Genomic DNA, 22,771 nt, shown 5'->3' on the forward strand with positions numbered 1-22,771 from the left:
ACGTCTGTCGTGGAAATTTCATTTGGGCGCGCGCTGTGGCGCAACTTTTTAGGTCAGTCACCTGACTGGTACAAACTCACTCTACTGGTATTCCTGGTCGTTAATCCCGTTATCTTTTTGCTGGATCCCTTCGTTGCCGGGTGGATGTTGGTCGCCGAGTTTATCTTTACCCTGGCGATGGCATTGAAGTGCTATCCGCTGTTGCCCGGCGGGCTGCTGGCGCTGGAAGCCGTGATCATTGGAATGACCAGCGCGGAGCATGTTAAAAACGAGATTGCGTCGAATCTTGAAGTCCTGCTACTGCTGATCTTCATGGTGGCGGGGATCTACTTTATGAAGCAGCTTCTGCTGTTTATCTTCACCCGTCTGCTGCTGAGCATTCCGTCGAAAACGCTGCTCTCGCTGGCGTTTTGCCTCGCCGCGGCTTTCCTCTCTGCCTTCCTGGATGCGCTGACGGTTGTGGCGGTGGTGATCAGCGTCGCCGTCGGCTTTTACGGTATTTACCACCGGGTCGCTTCGTCTCGTCCTGGCGATAACTTGCAGGACGACAGCCACGTTGAGGCGCACAACCGCGATGTGCTCGAGCAGTTCCGCGCGTTTCTGCGCAGCCTGATGATGCATGCGGGCGTGGGGACGGCGCTGGGCGGCGTGATGACAATGGTTGGAGAGCCGCAAAACCTGATTATCGCCAAAGCGGCTGAGTGGCATTTTGGCGAATTTTTCCTGCGCATGGCGCCGGTCAGCGTGCCCGTTTTGATCTGCGGCTTAGCGACCTGCGTGCTGGTCGAAAAATTCAACCTTTATGGGTATGGCGCGAAGTTGCCCGATCAGGTCCGTCAGGAGCTGCATAAGTTTGACGAGCAGAGCCGCAAACAACGCACGCGCCAGGAGACGCTGCGCCTGATTGCACAGGGCATCATCGGCGTGTGGCTTATCGCTGCGCTGGCCTTCCACCTTGCCGAGGTGGGGCTGATTGGTCTGTCGGTAATTATTCTGGCAACCAGCCTGAGCGGCGTCACGGACGAACATGCTATCGGAAAAGCCTTTACCGAAGCGCTGCCGTTTACCGCCCTGCTGGCGGTGTTTTTCGCCGTCGTGGCGGTGATTATTGACCAACATCTGTTCGCGCCAATCATCGCGTTTGTGCTTCAGGCCACGCCAGATTCGCAGCTAACGCTGTTCTATTTGTTTAACGGTCTGTTGTCTTCTATATCCGATAACGTCTTTGTCGGGACGGTATACATCAATGAGGCCAAAGCCGCGATGGAGCAAGGGATTGTCAGCAGTGAACAGTTCGAGCTGCTGGCGGTGGCGATCAACACTGGAACCAACCTCCCCTCCGTGGCAACCCCGAACGGTCAGGCGGCCTTCCTCTTCCTGCTGACCTCGGCGCTGGCGCCACTCATACGACTTTCTTATGGAAGAATGGTCTGGATGGCGCTGCCGTACACGCTGGTGCTTACCCTTGTTGGTTTGCTGTGCATCAAAATTACTCTCGTTCCCTGTACGCAATGGTTGTTGCAAGCAGGTATACTTGCGGCGCATTAAAATTCGTTTACACTGCGCTGTCTAAGCATGTTCCAGGGAAATGATTATGTTGCGATTTTTGAACCAGTGCTCACGCGGTCGCGGAGCGTGGTTGTTGATGGCCCTGACCGCCTTTGCGCTGGAAATGGTCGCGCTGTGGTTTCAGCATGTGATGGGGCTGAAACCTTGCGTCCTGTGTATTTATGAGCGTTGTGCGCTGTTCGGCATTATGGGCGCAGGTCTGGTAGGTGCGATTGCACCTAAAACACCGTTACGCTATGCCGCAATTGCCATCTGGCTGTACAGCGCCGGGAAAGGGATTGCGCTTGCCTGGGAGCACACCCAGATGCAGCTTCACCCGTCGCCGTTTATGACCTGCGACTTTGCGGCCCGCTTCCCGAGCTGGCTGCCGCTGGATAAATGGCTGCCGCAGGTGTTTGTGGCCTCCGGTGACTGCTCTGTACGCCAGTGGGAGTTTCTGACGCTGGAGATGCCGCAGTGGCTGGTGGGCATTTTTGTCGCCTACTTCGTGGTAGCGCTGCTGGTGCTGATTGCCCAGCCGTTCAAGCCAAAGAAACGCGATCTTTTTGGAAGGTAAAAGCGAAATGGCAACGTCAGTTTTGTAGGTCGGGTAAGCGCAGCGCCACCCGACAAAATTGCGCACAATAAAAAACCCGCCTCGGCGGGTTTTTTATTATCACCGATTAGGGTGATTCATAATGTGGTCTTCCCAGTCCTGCACCTCGGACTCTTTCACCGCAATGTGGCGCACGGAAATACGCTCGCCGTGCATCGCCGCTTTCGACCCCGTCAACAGCGGATGCCATGTGGGCAGATCTTTACCTTCCGCCAGCAGGCGATACGCGCAGGTATGCGGCAGCCACTCAAAGGTCGGCAGATTTTCACGGGTTAACTTGATGCAGTCCGGCTCATAGTCGAAACGGCGCTCGTAGTTGCGGCACTGGCAGGTTTTGATGTTTAACTGCTTGCAGGCTACGTTGGTGAAATAGATCTCATCCGAATCTTCATCCATCAGCTTATGCAGGCAGCACTGCCCACAGCCGTCACACAACGATTCCCACTCCGCGTCGGTCATGTCGTCGAGAGTTTTGCTTTGCCAGAAAGGAATGTCGTTCATCGGGATGTCCACACGTCAAAATAGAGCGCACCTTATAACGAGTCTGGCACGTTGATGCAAGTTTTGCCGCCCTTTTCAGGCGGCAAGGTGCTTTTACAGCACGCGGGTTTTCAGCGACAGGCCGTTAAAACTGACGTCCAGCTCGTCGCCACTGTGCAGCGGCCCCACACCTTCCGGAGTGCCGGTAAGGATCACGTCGCCGGGTTTCAGGGTGAAGAAGCGGCTCATGTAGGCAATCAGCGGAACGATCTTATGGATCATGTCAGCGGTCGTCCCCTGCTGGCGAATCTCGCCGTTGACCTTCAGGCTGAGGGGCGTATTCTGCGGGTCGTCGGTAAATTCACTCACCGGAACGAAACCGGAAATCGGGCATGAATTGTCAAAGCCCTTGGCTTTTTCCCACGGCTGCCCCGCTTTCTTCATTTTGCTCTGGACGTCGCGCAGGGTCAGGTCGAGCGCGACACCGTAACCCGCAATCGCTTTCTCTACATGCTCTTCGGTCGCCTGGCGCAGCGTCGCGCCGATCAGCACCGCCAGCTCCACTTCATGATGCACCGAGCCCAGCCCCTGCGGCAGAACCAGCGGCTGGCGAATATCGCACAGTGCGGTTTCTGGCTTAATAAACAGAACCGGCTCATCCGGCACGGCGCTGCCCATCTCCTGAATATGTTTTGCATAGTTGCTGCCCACGCAGATCACTTTGCTGACGGGATAATCCAGTAATGCACCTTGCCAGTTATGATGTTGATACATGGTCGACCCCTAATCGGTTGATGAGTTGTTCCCGGAGTGACCCGGGCTTATTTCTTTCCGCTCACCTCAAGATGCTGTTTTAATAAATTCTCCGGTGGCGGCGGAAGCTGTAAATAATAGCCCTGCTCGGTTAACGCCTTTTTGACTTTCTCCAGATCGGCGTTCACCAGCTTCTTACGGCCGTCCAGCGGCAGCAGCATCGCCAGTTGCGGTCGGCCAAAGCTTTTCATTAATTCCTCAGGCACGCGGGAAAAATCGTCTTTCTTTTCGACATAAAGGTAGGTCTGGTCGCGGCTGGTACTTCTGTAGATCACACAAAACATGTTTTTACTCTGAATTAATGGGTGGTTGCTTGCCTCAATATACTCCTGACTATAACATGCCTGATACTCTTCGGAATATCGCGGCGATGTGTTGCGGTTAATAGCAAATTGAGTAAGGCCAGGATGTCAAATACGCCCATCGAGCTTAAAGGCAGTAGCTTCACCTTATCAGTGGTTCATTTGCATGATGCAAAACCCGAGGTTATTCGTCAGGCGTTAGAAGACAAAATCGCGCAGGCTCCCGCTTTTCTTAAGCATGCTCCTGTTGTCGTTAATGTAAGCGACCTTGAGGGGCCGGTTAACTGGAAGCGACTCCAGCAGGCCGTCGTCTCCACGGGGTTGCGCATCGTGGGTATAAGCGGCTGTAAAGACGCAGAGTTAAAAGCCGAAATTGAACGCGCGGGTTTGCCCTTGTTAAACGAGGGTAAAGAAAAATCCCCGCGCGCAACGCCTGCAACCGTTCCCGCTCCCCCGCCTTCGGCGCAAAATGTAGCCCCAGTCACAAAAACGCGATTGATTGATCTGCCGGTTCGTTCCGGTCAGCGCATTTATGCGCCAAACTGTGATCTGATTGTTACAAGCCACGTCAGTGCGGGCGCAGAACTGATTGCAGACGGCAATATTCACGTTTACGGTATGATGCGTGGGCGTGCGCTTGCGGGCGCCAGCGGCGATCGAGAAGCACAAATTTTTTGTACTCACCTGACGGCAGAATTGGTGTCTATCGCAGGTGAATATTGGCTGAGCGATAAAATCCCAGCCGAATTTTATGGCAAAGCGGCTCGTCTGCAGCTGGCAGATAACGCTTTGACCGTTCAACCGTTAAATTGATCCCTTTTAACAAGGAATTTCTATGGCACGCATTATTGTTGTGACTTCGGGTAAAGGAGGCGTTGGCAAGACCACCTCCAGCGCGGCCATCGCTACTGGTTTGGCCCAGAAGGGAAAGAAAACCGTCGTAATCGACTTCGATATCGGTCTGCGTAACCTGGACCTGATCATGGGTTGCGAGCGTCGCGTGGTGTATGACTTCGTGAACGTCATTCAGGGCGATGCCACGCTTAACCAGGCGCTAATTAAAGATAAGCGTACCGAGAACCTCTACATTCTCCCGGCGTCCCAGACCCGTGATAAAGACGCGCTGACCCGTGAAGGCGTGGAAAAGGTGCTCGACGATCTGAAAAAGATGGAGTTCGACTTCGTGGTCTGCGACTCCCCGGCCGGTATCGAAACCGGCGCGCTGATGGCGCTCTACTTCGCGGATGAAGCCATCATCACTACTAACCCGGAAGTCTCGTCAGTACGTGACTCCGACCGTATTCTCGGCATTCTGGCCTCGAAATCTCGTCGCGCGGAAAATGGCCAGGAGCCGATCAAAGAGCACCTTCTGCTGACCCGCTACAACCCGGGTCGGGTGAACAAAGGTGACATGCTGAGCATGGAAGACGTGCTGGAGATCCTGCGCATCAAACTGGTTGGCGTGATCCCGGAAGATCAGTCCGTATTGCGCGCCTCTAACCAGGGCGAGCCCGTGATCCTGGATACACAGGCAGACGCGGGTAAAGCGTATGCGGATACCGTTGACCGTCTGCTGGGAGAAGAACGTCCTTTCCGCTTCATTGAAGAAGAGAAGAAAGGTTTCCTCAAACGCCTGTTCGGAGGATAAGTTATGGCATTACTGGACTTTTTTCTCTCGCGGAAAAAAAGCACCGCCAACATCGCAAAAGAACGTCTGCAAATCATTGTGGCGGAACGTCGTCGTAGCGACGCCGAACCGCACTACCTGCCGCAGCTGCGCAAAGACATTCTGGAAGTGATCTGCAAATACGTGCAGATTGACCCGGAAATGGTCACCGTTCAGCTGGAGCAAAAAGACGGGGATATTTCGATTCTGGAGCTGAACGTGACGCTTCCGGAAGCGGAAGAGTCACGTTAATCCGTTTGTGGTTTTGTAGGCCGGGCAAGTATCGTACCGCCCGGCAATTTCCCCGGTGGCGCGGCGCTTACCGGGGCTACAATTCTTTAGCGCGGATACCCTTCCAGCAGGGTATTCAGGCGTTCAGCCATCAGTTCCCCCCGCCATCCGGCGACCAGTTCAGGTAAACCATTTTGCGGTTTCAACTTCCAGTGCCAGTTCAGCAGCTGGTTAATCTGACGACGTGAAGCCAGCAGTTCGGCACTCAGTTTGCTTTCCCCCGCCACCGTCTGCACCAGCGCTTTGATATCTTTGAACGCCTTGCGGTAGCCCGGCATATCCATCAGGTTAAGCAGTGGTTCTGGCAGTGCGTCCTCCGGCAGCTGCTGAGCTTTCTCTACGAGCGCGAGCAGCGTTTTACCGTGGAAACGGATCTCACTCCCGGAAAGGCCAATGCTGTCCAGTTCGCCAAGGCTACCCGGCATATAGCGCGCTACCGCCCACAGGTGTTCTTCACGCACCACGAAGTTTACCGCCAGATCGCGCTCACGTGCTTTACGCAGCCGCCAGTCAGCCAGCAGTTGCAGACAGGCCAGTTGACGGGTGCGCAGCTGCCAGGCGTTAGTGATGTCACGCCAGGCCTCTTTCGGATCAACCACTTCCTGACGACGCTGCTGCGTCATGCGGCACTCGTCCAGGGCGGCAGACAGCCAACCGGACGCCTCAGCCTCTTTCATAAGCTGGCCAGCAATCGGCAGCAGGTAGAATACATCTGCCGCGGCGTATTCAAGCTGACGCGCCGTCAGCGGGCGCGCGAGCCAGTCGGTACGCGATTCGCTCTTATCCAGCGTCAGACCGGTGTACTCTTCCACCATCGCCGCGAAGCCCCAGGAGAGCGGACGACCGCTGAACGCCGCGAGGATCTGGGTATCAATCAGCGGCTGCGGCATGATGCCAAAGGTGTTGAGAAAGACTTCCAGATCTTCACTGCCGGCGTGCAGATATTTGGTCACGGCGGTATCAAGCAACAGCTCGCGCATTGGCGCCCAGTCGGTAATGCCGAGGGGGTCAATCAACGACACGTGTTTGCCGTCATACATCTGGATCAGGCCCAGTTGCGGGTAGTACGTGCGGGTACGGACAAATTCCGTATCCAGGGCGATAGCGGGGAAATCACGCGTCACCTCGCACAGCGAAGCCAGCTCGTCGTTGGTAGTGATCATCTGGTAATTCAAATCGGACTCTCTTTTGTTTGCGCCCATAAAAAACGCCGGCTTAACCGGCGTCTGGGCGATTAACGTGAAGCTCAGGCCTTATTGTCCACTTTGGCACGGGCTTCGTCACGTAATTCTCGTCGTAATATCTTCCCGACGTTGGATTTCGGCAGCTCATCGCGGAATTCCACCAACTTCGGTACTTTATAGCCCGTCAGCTGCCGGCGACAAAACGTTATCAGCGCTTCCTCGGTAAGAGAAGGATCTTTCTTGACCACAAATATCTTCACCGCTTCACCACTGCTGCCGGAAGGAACCCCCACCGCTGCCACTTCCAGCACGCCGCTGTGCTGCATCACCACGTCTTCGATTTCGTTCGGATAGACGTTGAAACCGGAAACGAGGATCATGTCTTTCTTGCGATCGACGATACGCAGAAAACCTTCGTCATCCATCACCGCGATGTCGCCGGTGTACAGCCAGCCGTCTTTGATGATCTCATCCGTGGCATCTGGGCGCTGCCAGTAGCCCAGCATCACCTGCGGCCCTCTGACGCACAGCTCGCCCGGTTCGCCGTGAGGCACTTCGTTACCCTCATCGTCCACCAGTTTAGCTTCCGTCGACGGGACCGGCAGACCGATACTGCCGCTGTGGTAGTCGATGTCATGCGGGTTGACGCTGACCAGCGGGGCGCACTCCGTCAGACCATAGCCTTCCAGCAGATACTGTCCGGTGAGTTTTACCCAGCGCTCGGCAACCGCCTGCTGAACCGGCATCCCGCCGCCCGCAGAAAGATGCAGCGTGGAGAAATCGAGCTGCTGGAACTCTTTATTGTTAAGCAGCGCGTTAAACAGGGTGTTCACGCCGGTCATGGCGGTGAACGGGTATTTCGCCAGCTCTTTAACCAGCCCCGGAATGTCGCGCGGGTTGGTGATCAATACGTTTTGACCGCCAAGCTCGATAAACAGCAGGCAGTTCATGGTCAGCGCAAAAATGTGATACAGCGGAAGCGCGGTGATCACTAGCTCCTTGCCCGGGTGCAGCAGTGGCCCGTAGGTGGCGTTCACCTGTTCAAGGTTCGCCAGCATATTACGATGGGTCAGCATCGCCCCTTTAGCCACGCCGGTGGTACCGCCGGTGTATTGCAGGAACGCCAGATCTTCTGACACGATCTCCGGCTTAACGTACTGCATCCGGTAGCCCGCATGCAGCGCGCGGCGGAAGGAGATGGCATCCGGCAGGTGGTATTTCGGCACCAGCCGCTTAACGTATTTCACGACAAAGTTGACCAGCGTACCTTTCGCGGTAGAGAGCTGGTCGCCCATGCGCGTCAGGATGACGTGCTTAACCTGGGTTCTTTCAGCGACTTTTTCCAGCGTGTGGGCAAAGTTGGAGACAATCACAATCGCCGCCGCACCGCTGTCATTCAACTGATGTTCCAGCTCGCGCGGGGTATAGAGCGGGTTAACGTTAACCACGATCATCCCCGCCCTGAGGATCCCGAACAGCGCCACCGGGTATTGCAGCAGGTTTGGCATCATCAGCGCGACGCGATCCCCTTTCTGCAAGCCCAACCCTTCCTGTAAATAGGCCGCAAACGCCCGGCTGCGCTCTTCCAGCTTACGGAAAGTCATCACTTCGCCCATATTCACAAATGCGGGCTGGTCAGCGTAGCGCCGTACCGAGTGTTCAAATAATTCAATCAGGGATTGATAACGGTCAGGATTGATCTCCGCAGGGACATCCGCGGGATAACGGTTAAGCCAAACCTTTTTCAATGCATCACCTCTGAAATGAGTGTTCGTCGTCATCACAGCCCCGATAATAAACAGTTTGTTAACATTATATTAACTCAGCGTACCAGTTTATTAATTGCTCAGATTGCAGGTTGCGAAGCGCGTCACTCTTTTTTTTCGTTTTGTCCGTAAAAAAACAGAGACAGCGGCTGAGCCGCTGTCTCTTTCCTAACAATAACAGTAAGTTACTCAGTTACGATTGTTTGAACCTGTGCAGGGCCTGGATTGTACCAACCCCAGCCACCGTAGCCGTAACGATACGGATGTGGACCCCACATCCACGGATCGATTGGCTGTGGCGGCATCACCACCTGCTGGGCGATACGCCAGCGTTTGTAGCCGTTCACCTGCATGGTCATAAATTTGTATGGCGTATTGCCGATTTTCCCCGCCACCGAACCGGTAATCGGCCCGACGACGGTCACCAGCTGCCCGCGGAAATCTACCGGATCGAGGAAGCCGCTGACGTCAGCGTAGATCCGCCCGCGCGAGGCTTCACCCAGAACAGGCCGTGCGCCGCTGTCCAGTGGAACGGTGGCAATCTCCAGCCGTGTTTTCCCCTGCTGGTTTAGCACTTCAACCACCTTGCCGCCAAAGCGCGCTTCCTGCCCGACATACAGCTCCGGAGCATTCATCACACGTACCAGATCCTGCTGTGGCGTCGGGCTGGTGCCCTTGATCGCATCAGGAACGGTGACGCACCCGCTCAGTGCTATGGCAACCGCGCCTGCCATAAAAAAGCGTACAACTTTAGTCTGAACCGCCATGATGCGACTCCTTTTTCTCAGTTCCTGTTACTGAGATTCACTCGCGGCCAGGAAGTTTCTTCCACGCGACGGTGTTTCGTAAATAAACCGGCTCGGCGTGTTCAACGGCCACGGTTTTTCCTGCGGCAAGCTGCTGACAGGCAACAGGCAACATATCTTCGGCGGCAGGCAGGAGCATGTTACCGTCCACCAGCGTAAGGCCGGTGTCCTTCGCCATCTCAGGCCATGCCGGCCAGCCGGTTCCGACCGTCGCCCACTCACCGGTGAGCTGTTTCAGGCGCTCGGTGACGGCTTCAGGTTTAAGCACGGCTTCCGACTCTTCGCCGTGCCAGACGCCGTTTTCGTCACGGGTGTACTCCGCCCAGTAGACTTCACCCATGCGGGCATCAATCGCGGCCAGCACGCGGCTGGCACCGGTCATGCGCCAGGCACCCTGAGCCATGGTCGCAAGCGTTGAGACGCCGATCATCGGCAGGTCAGCGCCCAGCGCCAGCCCCTGCGCAATGCCAATCCCGATACGTACGCCCGTAAAGCTGCCCGGACCACGGCCGTAGGCCAGCGCGTCGAGGTCAGTCAGGGCGGTGTTGCCCTCGGTTAAAATGGTTTTTACCAGGGGCAGAATACGTTGGGTGTGTTCCCGTGGGCACTCTTCGAAATGAGCAAAAGTCGTACCGTCGTTCCACAGGGCAACGGAACAGGCCTCTGTCGCGGTATCAATAGCCAGAATTCGCATCAGTCGTCGCGCTCTCGCAATGGTCAGTCACAAAATGGCGCGCATCTTAACACACTCCGGGAAGAATTACTCCGCCGTCGGGTTCGCCAGGAAGCGGACCGCGCGTTTAATATCCCGTGTGCGCGGCGCAGGCGGCAGGCTGGCGAGGAAGGTGGCGCCGTAGGGACGCATCACCAGGCGATTGTCGCAGATCACCAGCACTCCGCGGTCGGTGACGTCGCGTATCAGTCGCCCTACCCCCTGTTTAAGCGTGATAACCGCGTCCGGCAACTGGACGTCGTCGAACGGATCGCCCCCGCGCAGACGGCAGTCCTCCATGCGTGCTTTCAGGAGCGGATCGTCCGGCGATGTGAATGGCAGCTTATCGATAATCACCAGCGAGAGCGTATCACCGCGCACGTCCACCCCTTCCCAGAAGCTGCTGGTCGCCACCAGCAGGGCATTACCGGCGCTGACAAACTGCTGGAGCAGCTGGCCTTTGCTGGTTTCCCCCTGCAACAGCACCGGCAACGTCATGGTCGCGCGGAACTGCTCGGCCAGATCGCGCATCATGGCGTGAGAGGTGCAGAGCATAAAGCAGCGTCCGTTGTTGGCCTCAATCATCGGCTTTAGCATGGCCGCCAGATGGCGCGCCGCCCCTGGCTGGTTAGGCAGCGGCAGATTGCGTGGCACGCACAGCAGCGCCTGTTTCTCATAGTCGAACGGGCTTGGGAGGAGTAAGGATTCAGCCTGCTCAATGCCGAGACGCTCGGTAAAGTGGTGCAGATCGTCGTTGACCGACAGCGTGGCCGAGGTAAAGACCCAGGTGCCGGGCTTTTGCGCCATCACCTCTTTGAATTTATCGGCAACGGTCAGCGGCGTGAGCGCCAGGGTAAAGTGGCGCGAGGTACATTCATACCAGTAGCTGTAGCCCGGCTGGTTGATCTCTTTCAGCCGCTTCAGCCGCCCACGGTAGAGCGTGGCCCGCTCGAAGGCGGCGTCCAGCAGCGCTGAACGTCCGAGGGACAGCTTCGCCACGTCGTAACAGAGTTCAAGGGCATCATCGAGCAGCAGCAGCGCGCGCTGGATATTTTTGTCCGCAAGCAGTTCGCGCAGGTTGCCGCGATAGCCCGGCTCGCCAAGCTGTAAGCGGAAATCCTGTGCGCATTGCGCCAGGCGGTCCGCGCACTTCTGCAACTGCTGGGTATCTTTGAGCTCGGTGCGATAGGCAATGGTAATATCTTTCGCCAGATCCTGAAGCTGACGGCTGGAGAGCGACTGGCCAAAATACTGGCTGGCGATGTCCGGTAGCTGATGGGCTTCATCGAAGATCATCACCTCCGCCTCCGGGATCAGCTCGCCGAAACCACTGTCCTTGACCACCATATCCGCAAGAAACAGGTGATGGTTCACCACCACCACATCGGCTTCCATCGCCGTTTTACGCGCTTTCACTACAAAACAGTCTTTATACAGCGGGCAGTCGCTGCCGAGGCAGTTGTCGTTGGTGCTGGTCACCAGCGGCCAGGCCGGGGAGTCTTCCGGCACGCTCGCACAGGTGCTGATGTCCCCCTCCTCCGTCTGGTTGGCCCAGGCGCGCAGGACGATCACATCGCTGAGTGTTTGTACCGGCAGGTCACCGCCCGCCAGCGCCTGCTGTTCGAGACGCTCCAGACACAGATAGTTAGAACGCCCTTTCAGCAAGGCCAGACGCCCTTTGTATTTTAGCGCTTTCGCCACCGTGGGTAAGTCGCGGCTGTAGAGCTGATCCTGGAGCGCTTTTGATCCCGTAGAGATGATCACCTTTTTTTTCGCCCGCAGCGCAGGAGCGAGGTAAGCGTAGGTTTTCCCCGTACCGGTGCCGGCCTCCACAACCAGCGGCTGCGCCTTGTCGATGGCGTGTGCGACGGCATGCGCCATCTGACGTTGGGGTTCGCGCGGTTTAAAACCGGGAATTGCCTGTGCTAACTGACCTTCAGGGGAAAAATCGTCTGCCACGGTGTTCTCTCACTGTATTTTTGCACAGGGATTATGTCAGCCCCTTCTCTCCGGTGCCACCCCAAATAGTGACGACGGCGGAACAATATGGCAGTCTTGCCGCCTGACGATGAAAGATAACGAGGATACGTTTATGACAATTACGCGCATTGATGCCGAAGCCCGCTGGTCTGATGTGGTGATCCACAACCAGACGCTGTACTACACCGGTGTCCCTGCCAATCTGGACGCCGACGCCTTCGAGCAAACCGCTAACACCCTGGCGCAGATCGACGCCGTACTGGAAAAACAGGGCAGCGATAAATCCCGCATTCTGGACGCGACGATTTTCCTGGCGAATAAAGACGACTTCGCGGAGATGAATAAAGCCTGGGATGCGTGGGTAGTGGCGGGTCACGCGCCTGTACGCTGCACCGTACAGGCCACGCTGATGAAACCGGAGTATAAGGTGGAGATTAAGATTATCGCGGCAGTTTAAGCCCGGTTATTCATCTTCATCTTCAAATCGCGCCACTATCCGCTCGCCGGTATGACTGGCGCGAATTTCCTGAGCGACGACGGTGATCGCTTCTCCGCTGCTCATACCCTGGCCCATCAGTTCCTGAATCCGCTCTACCGCTTTCTGCTGTTGGTCATGACTGAGAGAAGGTAAACCTGCAAACATCGTTAACTCCTGCTAAATTATTCGCGCTAATTATTTCACGCTACCCGGTAGTATGCCATACATGAACATGCGCTTCCCCACTGTTATTACCTTACCCTGGCGTGCAGACGCCGCCGAGTTCTGGTTTGCCCGTCTGAGCCACCTTCCTTTTGCCATGCTGCTGCACTCCGGGCATGCGGTTCATCCCTACAGCCGCTTTGATATTCTGGTGGCCGACCCGGTTAAAACGCTGACGACCGATGCGCTGTCACCGACGGACGATCCGCTGATGCGGCTTCAGAACGAGATCCATGCTCTGGGCTTATCTGCCACACCGGATCCGGATCTGCCTTTCCAGGGGGGCGCGCTGGGCCTGTTTGGTTACGATCTGGGTCGCCGTTTCGAAAAGCTGCCCGAGCATGCGCAGGCGGATATTTCCCTGCCGGATATGGCGGTGGGGCTGTATGACTGGGCGCTAATCGTGGATCACCGTAAGCAGACGGTTTCCCTGCTTAGCCACCGAGACTTGCAGGCGCGTCTGGCCTGGCTTGAGGCGCAACGGCCCGCCACAGCGGAACACTTTATGCTGACCTCCGGCTGGCACTCGAACATGAGCGCGGCGGAATATGCGGAAAAATTCTCTCGCGTGCAGGCGTATCTTCACAGCGGCGACTGTTATCAGGTCAACCTTGCCCAGCGTTTCCAGGCGGCGTACCGGGGAGACGAATGGCAGGCATTTACTCGCCTCAATGCCAGCAATAAGGCCCCGTTTAGCGCATTTTTACGCCTTGAACACGGCGCCATCCTCAGCCTTTCGCCTGAGCGTTTTATTCATCTGGCTGACGGTATTATTCAGACCCGCCCGATCAAGGGCACCCTGCCGCGCCTTGCCGATGCTAACGCCGACCGCCAGCAGGCGGAGACGCTGGCGGCCTCGCCGAAAGATCGCGCTGAAAACCTGATGATTGTCGATCTGATGCGCAATGATATTGGCCGCGTCGCCGAGCCGGGCAGCGTGCGCGTGCCGGAGCTGTTCGTTGTGGAGCCTTTCCCGGCGGTACATCATCTGGTCAGTACTATCACTGCACGCCTGCCGGCCTCGCGGACCGCCTGCGATCTGCTCCGCGCCGCGTTTCCGGGCGGCTCCATCACCGGCGCGCCGAAGGTCCGCGCGATGGAGATCATCGACGAACTGGAACCGCATCGCCGCAACGCCTGGTGCGGCAGCATCGGCTATGTGAGCCTGTGCGGAACCATGGATACCAGCATCACTATTCGCACCCTGACGGCCTGCGACGGTAACCTTTACTGTTCCGCAGGCGGCGGCATTGTGGCCGACAGCCAGGCCGGAGCGGAATATCAGGAAACCTTTGATAAAGTGAATCGTATCCTGAAACAACTGGAGAACTCACGGTGAAGAAAGACAGCCTGACCCTGGATGATTTTCTGTCGCGCTTTCAGCTTCTGCGGCCCCAGGTTAACCGCGCCGCGCTGAATCAACGTCAGGCGGCGGTACTGATCCCGGTCGTGCGTCGTGAACAGCCGGGTCTGTTGCTTACCCAGCGCTCACCGCATATGCGAAAACACGCCGGTCAGGTTGCGTTTCCGGGCGGCGCGGTGGACAGCACCGATGCTTCCCTGATTGCCGCCGCGCTGCGCGAAGCGCATGAGGAGGTGGCGATCCCCCCGGAGGCGGTCGAGGTAATTGGCGTGCTGCCGCCAGTGGACAGCGTAACCGGTTTTCAGGTCACGCCGGTCGTCGGCATTATTCCGCCCGATCTTCAGTATCACGCCAGCGTCGATGAAGTTTCAGCGGTGTTCGAAATGCCGCTTGAAGAGGCCCTTCGTCTGGGCCGCTATCATCCTCTGGATATTCACCGCCGCGGGCACGATCATCGGGTCTGGCTGTCGTGGTATCAGCATTATTTTGTCTGGGGCATGACGGCAGGCATCATTCGTGAGCTTGCGCTACAAATCGGCCTGAAGCCTTGACTATACTTTACATTCCACCCTTTTCTGGCAGGTTTGCGATCGGCGTCGCGCTATTAGCTAAACCATCGTTAACCATTAGTTTAATTCATGTGAATAGTTAAGCCGAGGTTAGTGTTCCCTCTTACACTATGCGCAGTTATAACATCGTTACTGGAACCCCAGTAACCCTGTCAGGAGTGTGAAAGTGATTAGTATATTCGACATGTTCAAAGTGGGGATTGGTCCATCTTCTTCCCACACTGTAGGGCCGATGAAGGCCGGTAAACAGTTCGTCGATGATCTGGTCGAAAAAGGATTACTGGAAAGCGTTACCCGTGTCGCCGTAGACGTTTACGGTTCACTGTCATTAACGGGTAAAGGCCACCACACCGATATCGCCATTATTATGGGTCTGGCGGGCAATATGCCGGACACAGTTGATATTGATGCCATTCCGGCATTTATCCGCGACGTGGAAACGCGCGGTCGTCTGCTGCTGGCTAACGGTCAGCACGAAGTGGACTTCCCGCAGGATGACGGGATGCGTTTTCGTAGCGACAACCTGCCGCTGCATGAAAACGGTATGACCATCCACGCCTGGAGCGGCGAAAAAGAGATCTACAGTAAAACCTACTACTCCATCGGCGGCGGCTTTATCGTTGACGAAGAACACTTTGGCAAAGAGAGCGCGGGCGATGTGAATGTGCCCTATCCGTTTAAATCTGCCACCGAGATGTTGGCCTATTGCAAAGAGACCGGTCTCTCCCTCTCCGGCATGGTGATGCAGAACGAACTGGCGCTGCACAGCAAGAAAGAGATCGAAGATTATTTTGCTAACGTGTGGCAAACCATGCGCGCCTGTATTGACCGCGGGATGAACACCGAGGGGGTTCTGCCTGGGCCACTGCGTGTGCCACGTCGTGCCTCTGCGCTTCGCCGTATGCTGGTCACCACCGACAAATTCTCCAATGATCCAATGAATGTGGTTGACTGGGTGAACATGTTTGCGCTGGCGGTTAACGAAGAGAACGCAGCGGGTGGTCGCGTGGTGACGGCGCCAACCAACGGCGCGTGCGGTATCGTTCCGGCGGTACTGGCCTACTACGATCACTTTATTGAGCCCGTGACACCGGAGATCTATATCCGTTATTTCCTCGCGGCAGGCGCTATCGGCGCGCTGTACAAGATGAATGCCTCCATCTCCGGTGCCGAAGTAGGCTGTCAGGGTGAAGTGGGCGTGGCCTGCTCTATGGCGGCGGCCGGTCTGGCGGAACTGCTGGGCGCAAGCCCTGAGCAGGTGTGCGTGGCGGCGGAAATCGGCATGGAGCACAACCTCGGTCTGACCTGTGACCCGGTTGCCGGCCAGGTGCAGGTACCGTGCATTGAGCGTAACGCCATCGCCTCCGTCAAAGCGATCAACGCCTCGCGTATGGCGATGCGCCGTACCAGCGAGCCACGCGTGTCACTGGATAAGGTTATTGAAACCATGTACGAAACCGGCAAGGACATGAACGCGAAGTACCGTGAGACTTCGCGCGGCGGTCTGGCCATTAAGGTGCAGTGCGACTAAACCTTCCTTTTCGCCCATCTGCAACAGATGGGCGAATTTTCCCACCGCCTCTCGTCGCTTCACGTATTCCCCACTACACTGTCACTGTTGCGTCTGGCTTTTCCGGCCGGTGCTTATCAGGCGACCGTTCATGCAAACTGCACAAACGATCATTAAAGACTATCGCCGAAAACGCGTTATCGTCTGTGTTACGGTTGCGCTCGTTACGCTCGTCCTGACGCTGGGCATTCGCTTTATTTCACAGCGCAACATTAATCAGGATCGGATCCACGACTTTACTCACCACACCGTGCGTGCGCTTGATAAGGTGCTTCTTGCGTTAGAAACCCAGCGTGAAACTCTACGTTTTCTGGTTGATATGCCCTGCGCTGAAGCGAATCCGATTCTGCGAAAACAGGCGGCGATCCTCCAGACCGTGCGCTCCATCGCCCTCGTCAAAGACGGAATACTGTATTGCTCGAGCGTATTTGGCAGCCGAAATATGCCCGTCAGTGACATTGAGCCGATGCTTCCGTCCAGTGAACCCAGGCTGATCTTGTTGACCGATCGGTGGCTGTTAAAGGGCAGTCCGGTACTGATTCAGTGGTCACCCCTTGCGGGCGACGGCAGTGACGGGTTGATGGAGGTAGTGAATATCGATCTCATCACCAAAATGATTCTGGAGCCACAGCGGCCACAAATCACCGACGTGGTCCTGAGAGTAGGCGATAATTTTCTCCGCGACGGGCAGCAGGTGACGAATACGCCGACCTTCGATGAACACGCCTCCCTGCTGGAACAGTCTTCACAGCACTACCCTTTCAGCGTCACGGTCAGCGGCCCGGGGGCAGGCCAAATGGCATTGAAAAATCTGCCCACCCAGCTACCGCTGGCGTTGATGCTCAGTTTACTGATGGGCTATATCGCCTGGCTTGCCACGGCGCGACGCATAAGTTTCACCTGGGAAATTAATATGGGGATTGCTGCCCGGGAGTTTGAACTCTTCTGCCAGCCGCTGGTAAACGCCCGCACCCGGGAATGCGTTGGCGTCGAGATCCTCCTGCGCTGGAACAACCCGCGTCAGGGCTGGATTTCTCCCGATGTCTTTATCCCCCTGGCTGAAGAACATAGCCTGATTGTTCCGCTTACCCGCTACGTCATCAGCGAAACGGTGCGGCAGATAGGCTTTTTCCCGGCCTCACGGGATTTCCATATTGGCATCAACGTGGCCGCCAGCCATTTTCGCCGCGCTGCGCTGATCCGGGATCTCAACCGCATCTGGTTTAAGGCGAACCCTGTTCAAAAGTTGATTGTAGAGTTAACCGAACGCGATGCGTTGCTCGATGTGGATTACCGCATCGTGCGGGAGCTGCATCGCAAAGGGGTGAAGCTTGCGATTGATGATTTTGGTACGGGCAATAGTTCTCTTTCGTGGCTTGAAAAACTTCACCCGGACGTGCTGAAAATTGATAAATCCTTCACCACCGCGATCGGCACCGACGCCGTGAACTCAACGGTAACGGATATTATTATTGCGCTGGGCCAGAGGTTGAATATTGAACTGGTTGCAGAAGGGGTTGAAACCGAGGAGCAGTCACGCTATTTGCGCCGCCACAGCGTACATATTTTGCAGGGGTACTTGTATGCGCGGCCGATGCCGCTGCGGGAGTTTCCGAAATGGCTGGCGGAAAGTAACCCTCCGCCAGCCCGTCACAACGGACACATCGTGCCTTTATTGCCGTTACGCTAGATAGCGTTACTCTTCTTCGTCGTGTACAGAGTGCTCTTTAACAATACGAACCATATCAACGCGATAGTCGTTGGCTTCAACGATGGTAATTTGCAGCGGCGGCAGCTCAAGCACATCACCGATACGCGGGATCTGCCCGTTAACGGCAATCACCAGCCCCGCTACCGTGGCGATGTCTTCATCGTCATTGACCACGTTTTCGACGCCCAGCGTGTGCGAGAGCGCGTGCAGGTCGGTGGTGCCTTTCACCAGCCAGCCGTCACCGTCGGCAACGATTTCTGGCGTTTCATCCGCATCAGGGAATTCACCGGCAATGGCTTCCAGCACGTCCAGCGGCGTTACCAGACCTTGTACCACACCAAATTCGTTGGTGACGATAACAAAGCTCCCGCGAGCACGACGCAACACGCCCAGCAGGTTAATCGGATCCAGCGTCTCCGGCACCACGATGGCAGGCGACGCGGCCGCTACGGCCTCGACGTTGACGCCCTCTTCCAGCGCCACGAGCATCTCTTTCGCGCGCACCACACCGATGATCTCATCCAGCTCGCCCCGACAGACCGGGAACAGGCTGTGCGGCGAGGAGAGCAGCTGCTGGCGAATTTCGTCGACGCTCAGGTTGGCGTCCACCCAGCTGATTTCACCGCGCGGCGTCATAATGCCGCGCAGGGAGCGGGAGGCCAGCGAAAGCACGCCGTTGATCATGTAGCGTTCTTCTTCCACAAACGCGCCTTCCGGCACCGGAACCGGGTTACGGTTCTCGTTATCCGCCTGCACGTTCACCTGACGACGCCCGCCCATCAGGCGCAGGATCGCATCGGCGGTACGCGCGCGCAGCGGCTGATTCGACTGCTGCTTAATGAAGTTACGGCGCGCAATCTGGTTAAACAGCTCGATCAGAATCGAGAAGCCAATCGCGGCGTACAGGTAGCCTTTCGGTATATGGAAACCAAAACCTTCTGCCACCAGGCTCAGACCAATCATCAACAGGAAACTCAGACACAGCACGACGACCGTCGGATGTTGGTTGACGAAACGCGTCAGCGGTTTCGACGCCAGCAGCATTACCGCCATCGCAATCACAACCGCCGCCATCATCACCGGCAGATGGTTCACCATGCCAACCGCTGTAATCACCGCATCCAGTGAGAAGACCGCATCAAGCACCACAATCTGCAGGACCACCACCCAGAAGCTGGCATACCCCTTACCGTGGCCATCATCATGCTGCCGGTTCTCCAGCCGTTCATGCAGCTCTGTTGTAGCTTTGAACAGCAGGAAAAGCCCACCCACCAGCATGATTAAATCACGGCCGGAGAAGGTGAAATCCATGACGGTGAAGAGAGGCTTAGTCAGCGTAACCATCCACGAGATCACGGACAGCAGGCCCAGTCGCATGATCAGCGCCAGCGAGAGGCCGATCAGACGGGCTTTATCACGCTGTTTCGGCGGCAGCTTATCCGCAAGGATGGCAATAAACACCAGGTTATCAATACCGAGAACGATCTCCAGCACGACCAGCGTAAGCAAGCCTACCCAGATTGACGGGTCCATTAAGAATTCCATGACACGCTCCTGCTAAAGGAATGACAAAACGGTGCCCCGCTAATTTCGGGCATTTCAAAGGGAATGGGGGTCGATGCGTGGCGAAGGTCGCCGGTGAATAAGGCGCGGAATGGCCTGGAAGATGACTGACGTCGGTGACGGTCCATATAGTGGGCTGTAGCCCTATACTCCTGAATAATTAAACGGACGCTAAACATATCAGAGACAATGGGTTTTTAGCAAAGATTTACGTTCCTTTGCAAACTTCTGTAACACACGTGGTTTATCTTACAGAAAAATCTGTAAGGCGTAGCTAAATTACGGATCTTCATCACATAAATTATTTTTTCACTATCTAAAATAATTCGCGGAAGTCTTGGTTTTTTAGAAATCTAACCCTTATCTGAATCGATTCGGTTCGCCAATACGATTCTCAGTACGCCTGCCTGGCAGACGTATAAATGATAATAATAGGAGGTAGCAAGTGACCATTGCTATTGTCATAGGCACACATGGTTGGGCTGCGGAGCAGTTACTCAAAACGGCAGAAATGCTGTTGGGCGAGCAGGAAAACGTCGGCTGGATCGATTTCGTTCCCGGTGAAAACGCCGAGACGCTGATTGAAAAGTACACTGCTCAGCTTGAGAAGCTGGATACCAGCAAAGGCGTGCTGTTTCTCGTGGATACATGGGGCGGCAGCCCGTTCAACGCTGCCAGCCGCATTGTCGTCGATAAAGAGCATTATGAAGTCGTCGCCGGGGTAAATATCCCAATGTTGGTGGAAACCTTCATGGCGCGTGACGACAACCCAGGCTTTGACGAGCTGGTGGCGCTGGCGGTGGAAACCGGTCGCGAAGGCGTGAAGGCGCTGAAAGCACAGCCGGTTGAAAAACCTGCCCCTGCTGCACCAAAAGCCGCGGCACCGGCGAAGCCAATGGGTCCGAACGATTACATGGTTATCGGCCTTGCGCGTATTGATGACCGTCTGATCCACGGCCAGGTGGCGACGCGCTGGACCAAAGAGACCAACGTACAACGCATCATCGTGGTCAGTGACGAAGTGGCCGCCGACACTGTCCGTAAAACCCTTCTTACCCAGGTTGCACCGCCGGGCGTCACCGCGCACGTCGTGGATGTCGCCAAAATGATCCGCGTTTACAACAACCCGAAATATGCGGGCGAACGCGTGATGCTTCTGTTCACCAACCCGACAGACGTTGAACGCATTGTTGAAGGCGGCGTGAAAATCACCTCCGTTAACATTGGCGGTATGGCTTTCCGTCAGGGCAAAACGCAGGTCAACAACGCGATTTCAGTGGATGCGAAAGATATCGAGGCCTTCAACAAGCTGAATGCACGCGGTATCGAGCTGGAAGCCCGTAAGGTTTCCACGGATCAGAAACTGAAAATGATGGATTTGATCGGCAAAGTGGGGAAATAAGCCCGGGCCGGTTTTTCATATAGAGCTTATGTAATAGGAGAAGTGCAATGGAGATTACTACTCTTCAGATTGTGCTGGTGTTCATCGTCGCGTGTATTGCGGGTATGGAGTCCGTACTTGATGAATTTCAGTTCCACCGCCCTCTGGTGGCCTGTACGTTGATTGGCGCCGTTCTCGGTGACATGAAAACCGGTATCATCATCGGTGGTACCCTGGAAATGATCGCCCTCGGCTGGATGAACATCGGTGCGGCAGTTGCGCCAGATGCCGCGCTGGCGTCCATTATTTCGACCGTTCTGGTTATCGCCGGTCATCAGAGTATCGGTGCCGGTATCGCGCTGGCCATTCCACTGGCCGCGGCAGGCCAGGTGCTGACCATCATTGTTCGTACCATCACCGTTGCCTTCCAGCACGCGGCAGATAAGGCGGCCGATAACGGCAACCTGACAGCGCTCTCCTGGATCCACGTCTCGTCCCTGTTCCTGCAGGCGATGCGTATCGCTATTCCGGCCGTTATCGTGGCGATTTCCGTTGGGACCAGTGAAGTTCAAAGTATGCTGAACGCCATACCAGAAGTGGTCACCGGCGGTCTGAATATCGCGGGCGGTATGATTGTGGTCGTAGGTTACGCGATGGTCATCAACATGATGCGCGCAGGCTATCTGATGCCGTTCTTCTACCTTGGCTTCGTTACCGCTGCATTCACCAACTTCAACCTGGTTGCGCTGGGTGTGATTGGTGCGGTGATGGCGATTCTTTATATCCAGCTCAGCCCGAAATACAACCGTGTCGCGGGTGCCCCTGCGCAGGCTGCTGGTAACAACGATCTCGATAACGAACTGGACTAACAGGTGAGCGAAATGGTTGATATGACAAAAACTACCACTGAGAAAAAACTCACTCCGGGTGATATTCGTGGCGTGTTCATCCGTTCTAACCTGTTTCAGGGTTCATGGAACTTCGAACGTATGCAGGCGCTCGGCTTCTGCTTCTCCATGGTGCCGGCAATCAAACGCCTGTATCCGGAAAACAACGAAGCACGCCGTCAGGCAATTAAGCGTCACCTGGAATTCTTCAACACCCACCCTTACGTAGCGGCGCCTGTTCTGGGCGTAACGCTGGCGATGGAAGAGCAGCGTGCAAACGGGGCTGAAATCGACGATGGTGCTATCAACGGTATTAAAGTCGGTCTGATGGGGCCGCTGGCAGGCGTGGGCGACCCGATCTTCTGGGGTACCGTGCGTCCGGTCTTTGCGGCACTGGGCGCCGGGATCGCCATGAGCGGCAGTCTGCTTGGTCCCCTGCTGTTCTTTATCCTGTTCAACGCGGTGCGTCTGCTGACCCGCTACTACGGCGTGGCATACGGTTACCGTAAAGGGGTGGATATCGTTAAGGATATGGGCGGCGGCTTCCTGCAAAAACTGACTGAGGGGGCGTCAATCCTCGGCCTGTTTGTAATGGGGGCTTTGGTTAACAAGTGGACGCACGTGAACATCCCGCTGGTGGTATCGACGATCACCGGTCAGGATGGTCAGACGCGCGTCACCACCGTGCAGACCATTCTGGACCAGCTGATGCCTGGCCTGGTACCGCTGCTGTTAACCTTCGCCTGTATGTGGCTGCTGCGTAAGAAAGTGAACCCGCTTTGGATCATCGTTGGCTTCTTCGTCATCGGTATCGCGGGCTACGCCGTCGGCCTGCTGGGTCTGTAATAAAATGCGTTACCGAC

23 protein-coding genes are annotated in these 22,771 nt (G+C 56.1%); 13 read left to right on the top strand and 10 right to left on the bottom strand.

What is annotated here, in order from left to right:
- Positions 1 to 9 precede the first annotated feature (9 nt).
- Positions 10 to 1,548: a Na(+)/H(+) antiporter NhaB gene (gene nhaB / locus HWQ15_RS21500; protein WP_063216257.1), complete on the top strand. Its 1,539-nt coding sequence runs from the start codon at positions 10 to 12 to the stop codon at positions 1,546 to 1,548.
- A gap of 46 nt (positions 1,549 to 1,594) precedes the next feature.
- Positions 1,595 to 2,125: a disulfide bond formation protein DsbB gene (gene dsbB / locus HWQ15_RS21505; RefSeq protein WP_032622423.1), complete on the top strand. Its 531-nt coding sequence runs from the start codon at positions 1,595 to 1,597 to the stop codon at positions 2,123 to 2,125.
- A 99-nt stretch (positions 2,126 to 2,224) separates the two neighbouring features.
- Here dsbB and HWQ15_RS21510 read toward each other — a convergent pair whose 3' ends face one another.
- From HWQ15_RS21510 to HWQ15_RS21520, 3 genes are all read right to left on the bottom strand, one after another.
- Positions 2,225 to 2,665 carry a YcgN family cysteine cluster protein gene (locus HWQ15_RS21510; protein WP_022648432.1) on the bottom strand — a complete coding sequence of 147 codons (441 nt, stop codon included), beginning with the start codon at positions 2,663 to 2,665 and terminating at the stop codon, positions 2,225 to 2,227.
- 93 nt (positions 2,666 to 2,758) lie between these two features.
- Positions 2,759 to 3,418 carry a fumarylacetoacetate hydrolase family protein gene (locus HWQ15_RS21515; RefSeq protein WP_022648433.1) on the bottom strand — a complete coding sequence of 220 codons (660 nt, stop codon included), beginning with the start codon at positions 3,416 to 3,418 and terminating at the stop codon, positions 2,759 to 2,761.
- A gap of 47 nt (positions 3,419 to 3,465) precedes the next feature.
- The gene (locus HWQ15_RS21520) at positions 3,466 to 3,741 is read right to left on the bottom strand and encodes a YcgL domain-containing protein (protein WP_006810982.1); all 276 of its coding nucleotides are present in this window, start codon (positions 3,739 to 3,741) and stop codon (positions 3,466 to 3,468) included.
- Between the two features lie 123 nt (positions 3,742 to 3,864).
- Here HWQ15_RS21520 and minC point away from each other — a divergent pair, with 123 nt between their 5' ends.
- The 3 genes from minC to minE are packed head-to-tail and all read left to right on the top strand — an operon-like array spanning position 3,865 to position 5,677.
- Positions 3,865 to 4,572 carry a septum site-determining protein MinC gene (gene minC, locus HWQ15_RS21525; RefSeq protein WP_022648434.1) on the top strand — a complete coding sequence of 236 codons (708 nt, stop codon included), beginning with the start codon at positions 3,865 to 3,867 and terminating at the stop codon, positions 4,570 to 4,572.
- 22 nt (positions 4,573 to 4,594) lie between these two features.
- On the top strand, positions 4,595 to 5,407 hold the full coding sequence (gene minD, locus HWQ15_RS21530; RefSeq protein ID WP_003859938.1) for a septum site-determining protein MinD: 813 nt from the start codon (positions 4,595 to 4,597) through the stop codon (positions 5,405 to 5,407).
- A gap of 3 nt (positions 5,408 to 5,410) precedes the next feature.
- The gene (gene minE / locus HWQ15_RS21535) at positions 5,411 to 5,677 is read left to right on the top strand and encodes a cell division topological specificity factor MinE (protein WP_003859937.1); all 267 of its coding nucleotides are present in this window, start codon (positions 5,411 to 5,413) and stop codon (positions 5,675 to 5,677) included.
- 86 nt (positions 5,678 to 5,763) lie between these two features.
- On the opposite strand, the gene rnd is transcribed toward minE, so the two are convergent.
- The 5 genes from rnd to HWQ15_RS21560 all read right to left on the bottom strand — a co-directional run bounded on the left by rnd (position 5,764) and on the right by HWQ15_RS21560 (position 12,143).
- Positions 5,764 to 6,879, bottom strand: coding sequence for a ribonuclease D (rnd, locus tag HWQ15_RS21540; RefSeq protein ID WP_123059168.1), 1,116 nt, complete (start codon positions 6,877 to 6,879; stop codon positions 5,764 to 5,766).
- Positions 6,880 to 6,962: 83 nt separating this feature from the next.
- Positions 6,963 to 8,648, bottom strand: a complete 1,686-nt coding sequence (gene fadD, locus HWQ15_RS21545) for a long-chain-fatty-acid--CoA ligase FadD (protein ID WP_074132809.1) — start codon at positions 8,646 to 8,648, stop codon at positions 6,963 to 6,965.
- 203 nt (positions 8,649 to 8,851) lie between these two features.
- Complete coding sequence (locus HWQ15_RS21550) at positions 8,852 to 9,433, bottom strand: Slp family lipoprotein (RefSeq protein WP_023300347.1); 582 nt, start codon at positions 9,431 to 9,433, stop codon at positions 8,852 to 8,854.
- 37 nt (positions 9,434 to 9,470) lie between these two features.
- The gene (tsaB, locus tag HWQ15_RS21555) at positions 9,471 to 10,166 is read right to left on the bottom strand and encodes a tRNA (adenosine(37)-N6)-threonylcarbamoyltransferase complex dimerization subunit type 1 TsaB (protein WP_023300348.1); all 696 of its coding nucleotides are present in this window, start codon (positions 10,164 to 10,166) and stop codon (positions 9,471 to 9,473) included.
- Between the two features lie 66 nt (positions 10,167 to 10,232).
- The gene (locus tag HWQ15_RS21560) at positions 10,233 to 12,143 is read right to left on the bottom strand and encodes an ATP-dependent DNA helicase (RefSeq protein ID WP_023300349.1); all 1,911 of its coding nucleotides are present in this window, start codon (positions 12,141 to 12,143) and stop codon (positions 10,233 to 10,235) included.
- A gap of 133 nt (positions 12,144 to 12,276) precedes the next feature.
- Between HWQ15_RS21560 and HWQ15_RS21565 the strand changes: the two genes are divergently transcribed.
- A complete protein-coding gene (locus HWQ15_RS21565) occupies positions 12,277 to 12,621 on the top strand; it encodes a RidA family protein (protein ID WP_022648440.1) in 345 nt (114 codons plus the stop codon).
- Between the two features lie 6 nt (positions 12,622 to 12,627).
- Here the strand turns inward: HWQ15_RS21565 and HWQ15_RS21570 are convergent, their stop codons facing one another.
- Positions 12,628 to 12,807: a YoaH family protein gene (locus tag HWQ15_RS21570; protein ID WP_022648441.1), complete on the bottom strand. Its 180-nt coding sequence runs from the start codon at positions 12,805 to 12,807 to the stop codon at positions 12,628 to 12,630.
- Positions 12,808 to 12,868: 61 nt separating this feature from the next.
- On the opposite strand from HWQ15_RS21570, the gene pabB reads away from it, so the two are divergent.
- The 4 genes from pabB to HWQ15_RS21590 all read left to right on the top strand — a co-directional run bounded on the left by pabB (position 12,869) and on the right by HWQ15_RS21590 (position 18,056).
- Positions 12,869 to 14,203, top strand: a complete 1,335-nt coding sequence (gene pabB, locus HWQ15_RS21575) for an aminodeoxychorismate synthase component 1 (RefSeq protein WP_063148581.1) — start codon at positions 12,869 to 12,871, stop codon at positions 14,201 to 14,203.
- Complete coding sequence (locus tag HWQ15_RS21580) at positions 14,200 to 14,778, top strand: CoA pyrophosphatase (RefSeq protein ID WP_063148580.1); 579 nt, start codon at positions 14,200 to 14,202, stop codon at positions 14,776 to 14,778. The genes pabB and HWQ15_RS21580 overlap by 4 nt, the downstream gene beginning before the upstream one ends.
- Before the next feature lie 184 nt (positions 14,779 to 14,962).
- The gene (sdaA, locus tag HWQ15_RS21585) at positions 14,963 to 16,327 is read left to right on the top strand and encodes an L-serine ammonia-lyase (protein ID WP_022648444.1); all 1,365 of its coding nucleotides are present in this window, start codon (positions 14,963 to 14,965) and stop codon (positions 16,325 to 16,327) included.
- A gap of 130 nt (positions 16,328 to 16,457) precedes the next feature.
- A complete protein-coding gene (locus HWQ15_RS21590; RefSeq protein ID WP_023300353.1) occupies positions 16,458 to 18,056 on the top strand; it encodes an EAL domain-containing protein in 1,599 nt (532 codons plus the stop codon).
- Between the two features lie 6 nt (positions 18,057 to 18,062).
- Here HWQ15_RS21590 and yoaE read toward each other — a convergent pair whose 3' ends face one another.
- Entirely contained in the window at positions 18,063 to 19,622 is a 1,560-nt protein-coding gene (yoaE, locus tag HWQ15_RS21595; protein ID WP_023300354.1) for a CNNM family cation transport protein YoaE, read from the bottom strand.
- A gap of 463 nt (positions 19,623 to 20,085) precedes the next feature.
- Here yoaE and manX point away from each other — a divergent pair, with 463 nt between their 5' ends.
- The 3 genes from manX to HWQ15_RS21610 are packed head-to-tail and all read left to right on the top strand — an operon-like array spanning position 20,086 to position 22,754.
- Positions 20,086 to 21,042 carry a PTS mannose transporter subunit IIAB gene (gene manX / locus HWQ15_RS21600; RefSeq protein WP_022648447.1) on the top strand — a complete coding sequence of 319 codons (957 nt, stop codon included), beginning with the start codon at positions 20,086 to 20,088 and terminating at the stop codon, positions 21,040 to 21,042.
- Between the two features lie 47 nt (positions 21,043 to 21,089).
- Positions 21,090 to 21,890 (top strand): PTS mannose transporter subunit IIC, encoded by an 801-nt coding sequence (manY, locus tag HWQ15_RS21605; protein WP_022648448.1) that lies wholly within the window; start codon positions 21,090 to 21,092, stop codon positions 21,888 to 21,890.
- Between the two features lie 12 nt (positions 21,891 to 21,902).
- On the top strand, positions 21,903 to 22,754 hold the full coding sequence (locus HWQ15_RS21610) for a PTS mannose transporter subunit IID (protein WP_006810994.1): 852 nt from the start codon (positions 21,903 to 21,905) through the stop codon (positions 22,752 to 22,754).
- Positions 22,755 to 22,771 lie beyond the last annotated feature (17 nt).

Source organism: Enterobacter sp. DSM 30060 (assembly GCF_013375955.1).
Lineage (GTDB): Bacteria > Pseudomonadota > Gammaproteobacteria > Enterobacterales > Enterobacteriaceae > Enterobacter > Enterobacter intestinihominis.

What these genes read in the sequence shown, in the direction of transcription:
- pabB (WP_063148581.1), top strand. Translation starts at nt 12,869, where the DNA reads ATGAACATGCGCTTCCCCACTGTTATTACCTTACCCTGGCGTGCAGAC.
- minD (WP_003859938.1), top strand. Translation starts at nt 4,595, where the DNA reads ATGGCACGCATTATTGTTGTGACTTCGGGTAAAGGAGGCGTTGGCAAG.
- HWQ15_RS21515 (WP_022648433.1), bottom strand. Translation starts at nt 3,418, where the DNA reads ATGTATCAACATCATAACTGGCAAGGTGCATTACTGGATTATCCCGTC.
- HWQ15_RS21590 (WP_023300353.1), top strand. Translation starts at nt 16,458, where the DNA reads ATGCAAACTGCACAAACGATCATTAAAGACTATCGCCGAAAACGCGTT.
- HWQ15_RS21610 (WP_006810994.1), top strand. Translation starts at nt 21,903, where the DNA reads ATGGTTGATATGACAAAAACTACCACTGAGAAAAAACTCACTCCGGGT.
- tsaB (WP_023300348.1), bottom strand. Translation starts at nt 10,166, where the DNA reads ATGCGAATTCTGGCTATTGATACCGCGACAGAGGCCTGTTCCGTTGCC.
- HWQ15_RS21550 (WP_023300347.1), bottom strand. Translation starts at nt 9,433, where the DNA reads ATGGCGGTTCAGACTAAAGTTGTACGCTTTTTTATGGCAGGCGCGGTT.
- rnd (WP_123059168.1), bottom strand. Translation starts at nt 6,879, where the DNA reads ATGATCACTACCAACGACGAGCTGGCTTCGCTGTGCGAGGTGACGCGT.
- minE (WP_003859937.1), top strand. Translation starts at nt 5,411, where the DNA reads ATGGCATTACTGGACTTTTTTCTCTCGCGGAAAAAAAGCACCGCCAAC.
- HWQ15_RS21570 (WP_022648441.1), bottom strand. Translation starts at nt 12,807, where the DNA reads ATGTTTGCAGGTTTACCTTCTCTCAGTCATGACCAACAGCAGAAAGCG.
- yoaE (WP_023300354.1), bottom strand. Translation starts at nt 19,622, where the DNA reads ATGGAATTCTTAATGGACCCGTCAATCTGGGTAGGCTTGCTTACGCTG.
- HWQ15_RS21520 (WP_006810982.1), bottom strand. Translation starts at nt 3,741, where the DNA reads ATGTTTTGTGTGATCTACAGAAGTACCAGCCGCGACCAGACCTACCTT.
- minC (WP_022648434.1), top strand. Translation starts at nt 3,865, where the DNA reads ATGTCAAATACGCCCATCGAGCTTAAAGGCAGTAGCTTCACCTTATCA.
- manY (WP_022648448.1), top strand. Translation starts at nt 21,090, where the DNA reads ATGGAGATTACTACTCTTCAGATTGTGCTGGTGTTCATCGTCGCGTGT.
- HWQ15_RS21565 (WP_022648440.1), top strand. Translation starts at nt 12,277, where the DNA reads ATGACAATTACGCGCATTGATGCCGAAGCCCGCTGGTCTGATGTGGTG.
- HWQ15_RS21510 (WP_022648432.1), bottom strand. Translation starts at nt 2,665, where the DNA reads ATGAACGACATTCCTTTCTGGCAAAGCAAAACTCTCGACGACATGACC.
- dsbB (WP_032622423.1), top strand. Translation starts at nt 1,595, where the DNA reads ATGTTGCGATTTTTGAACCAGTGCTCACGCGGTCGCGGAGCGTGGTTG.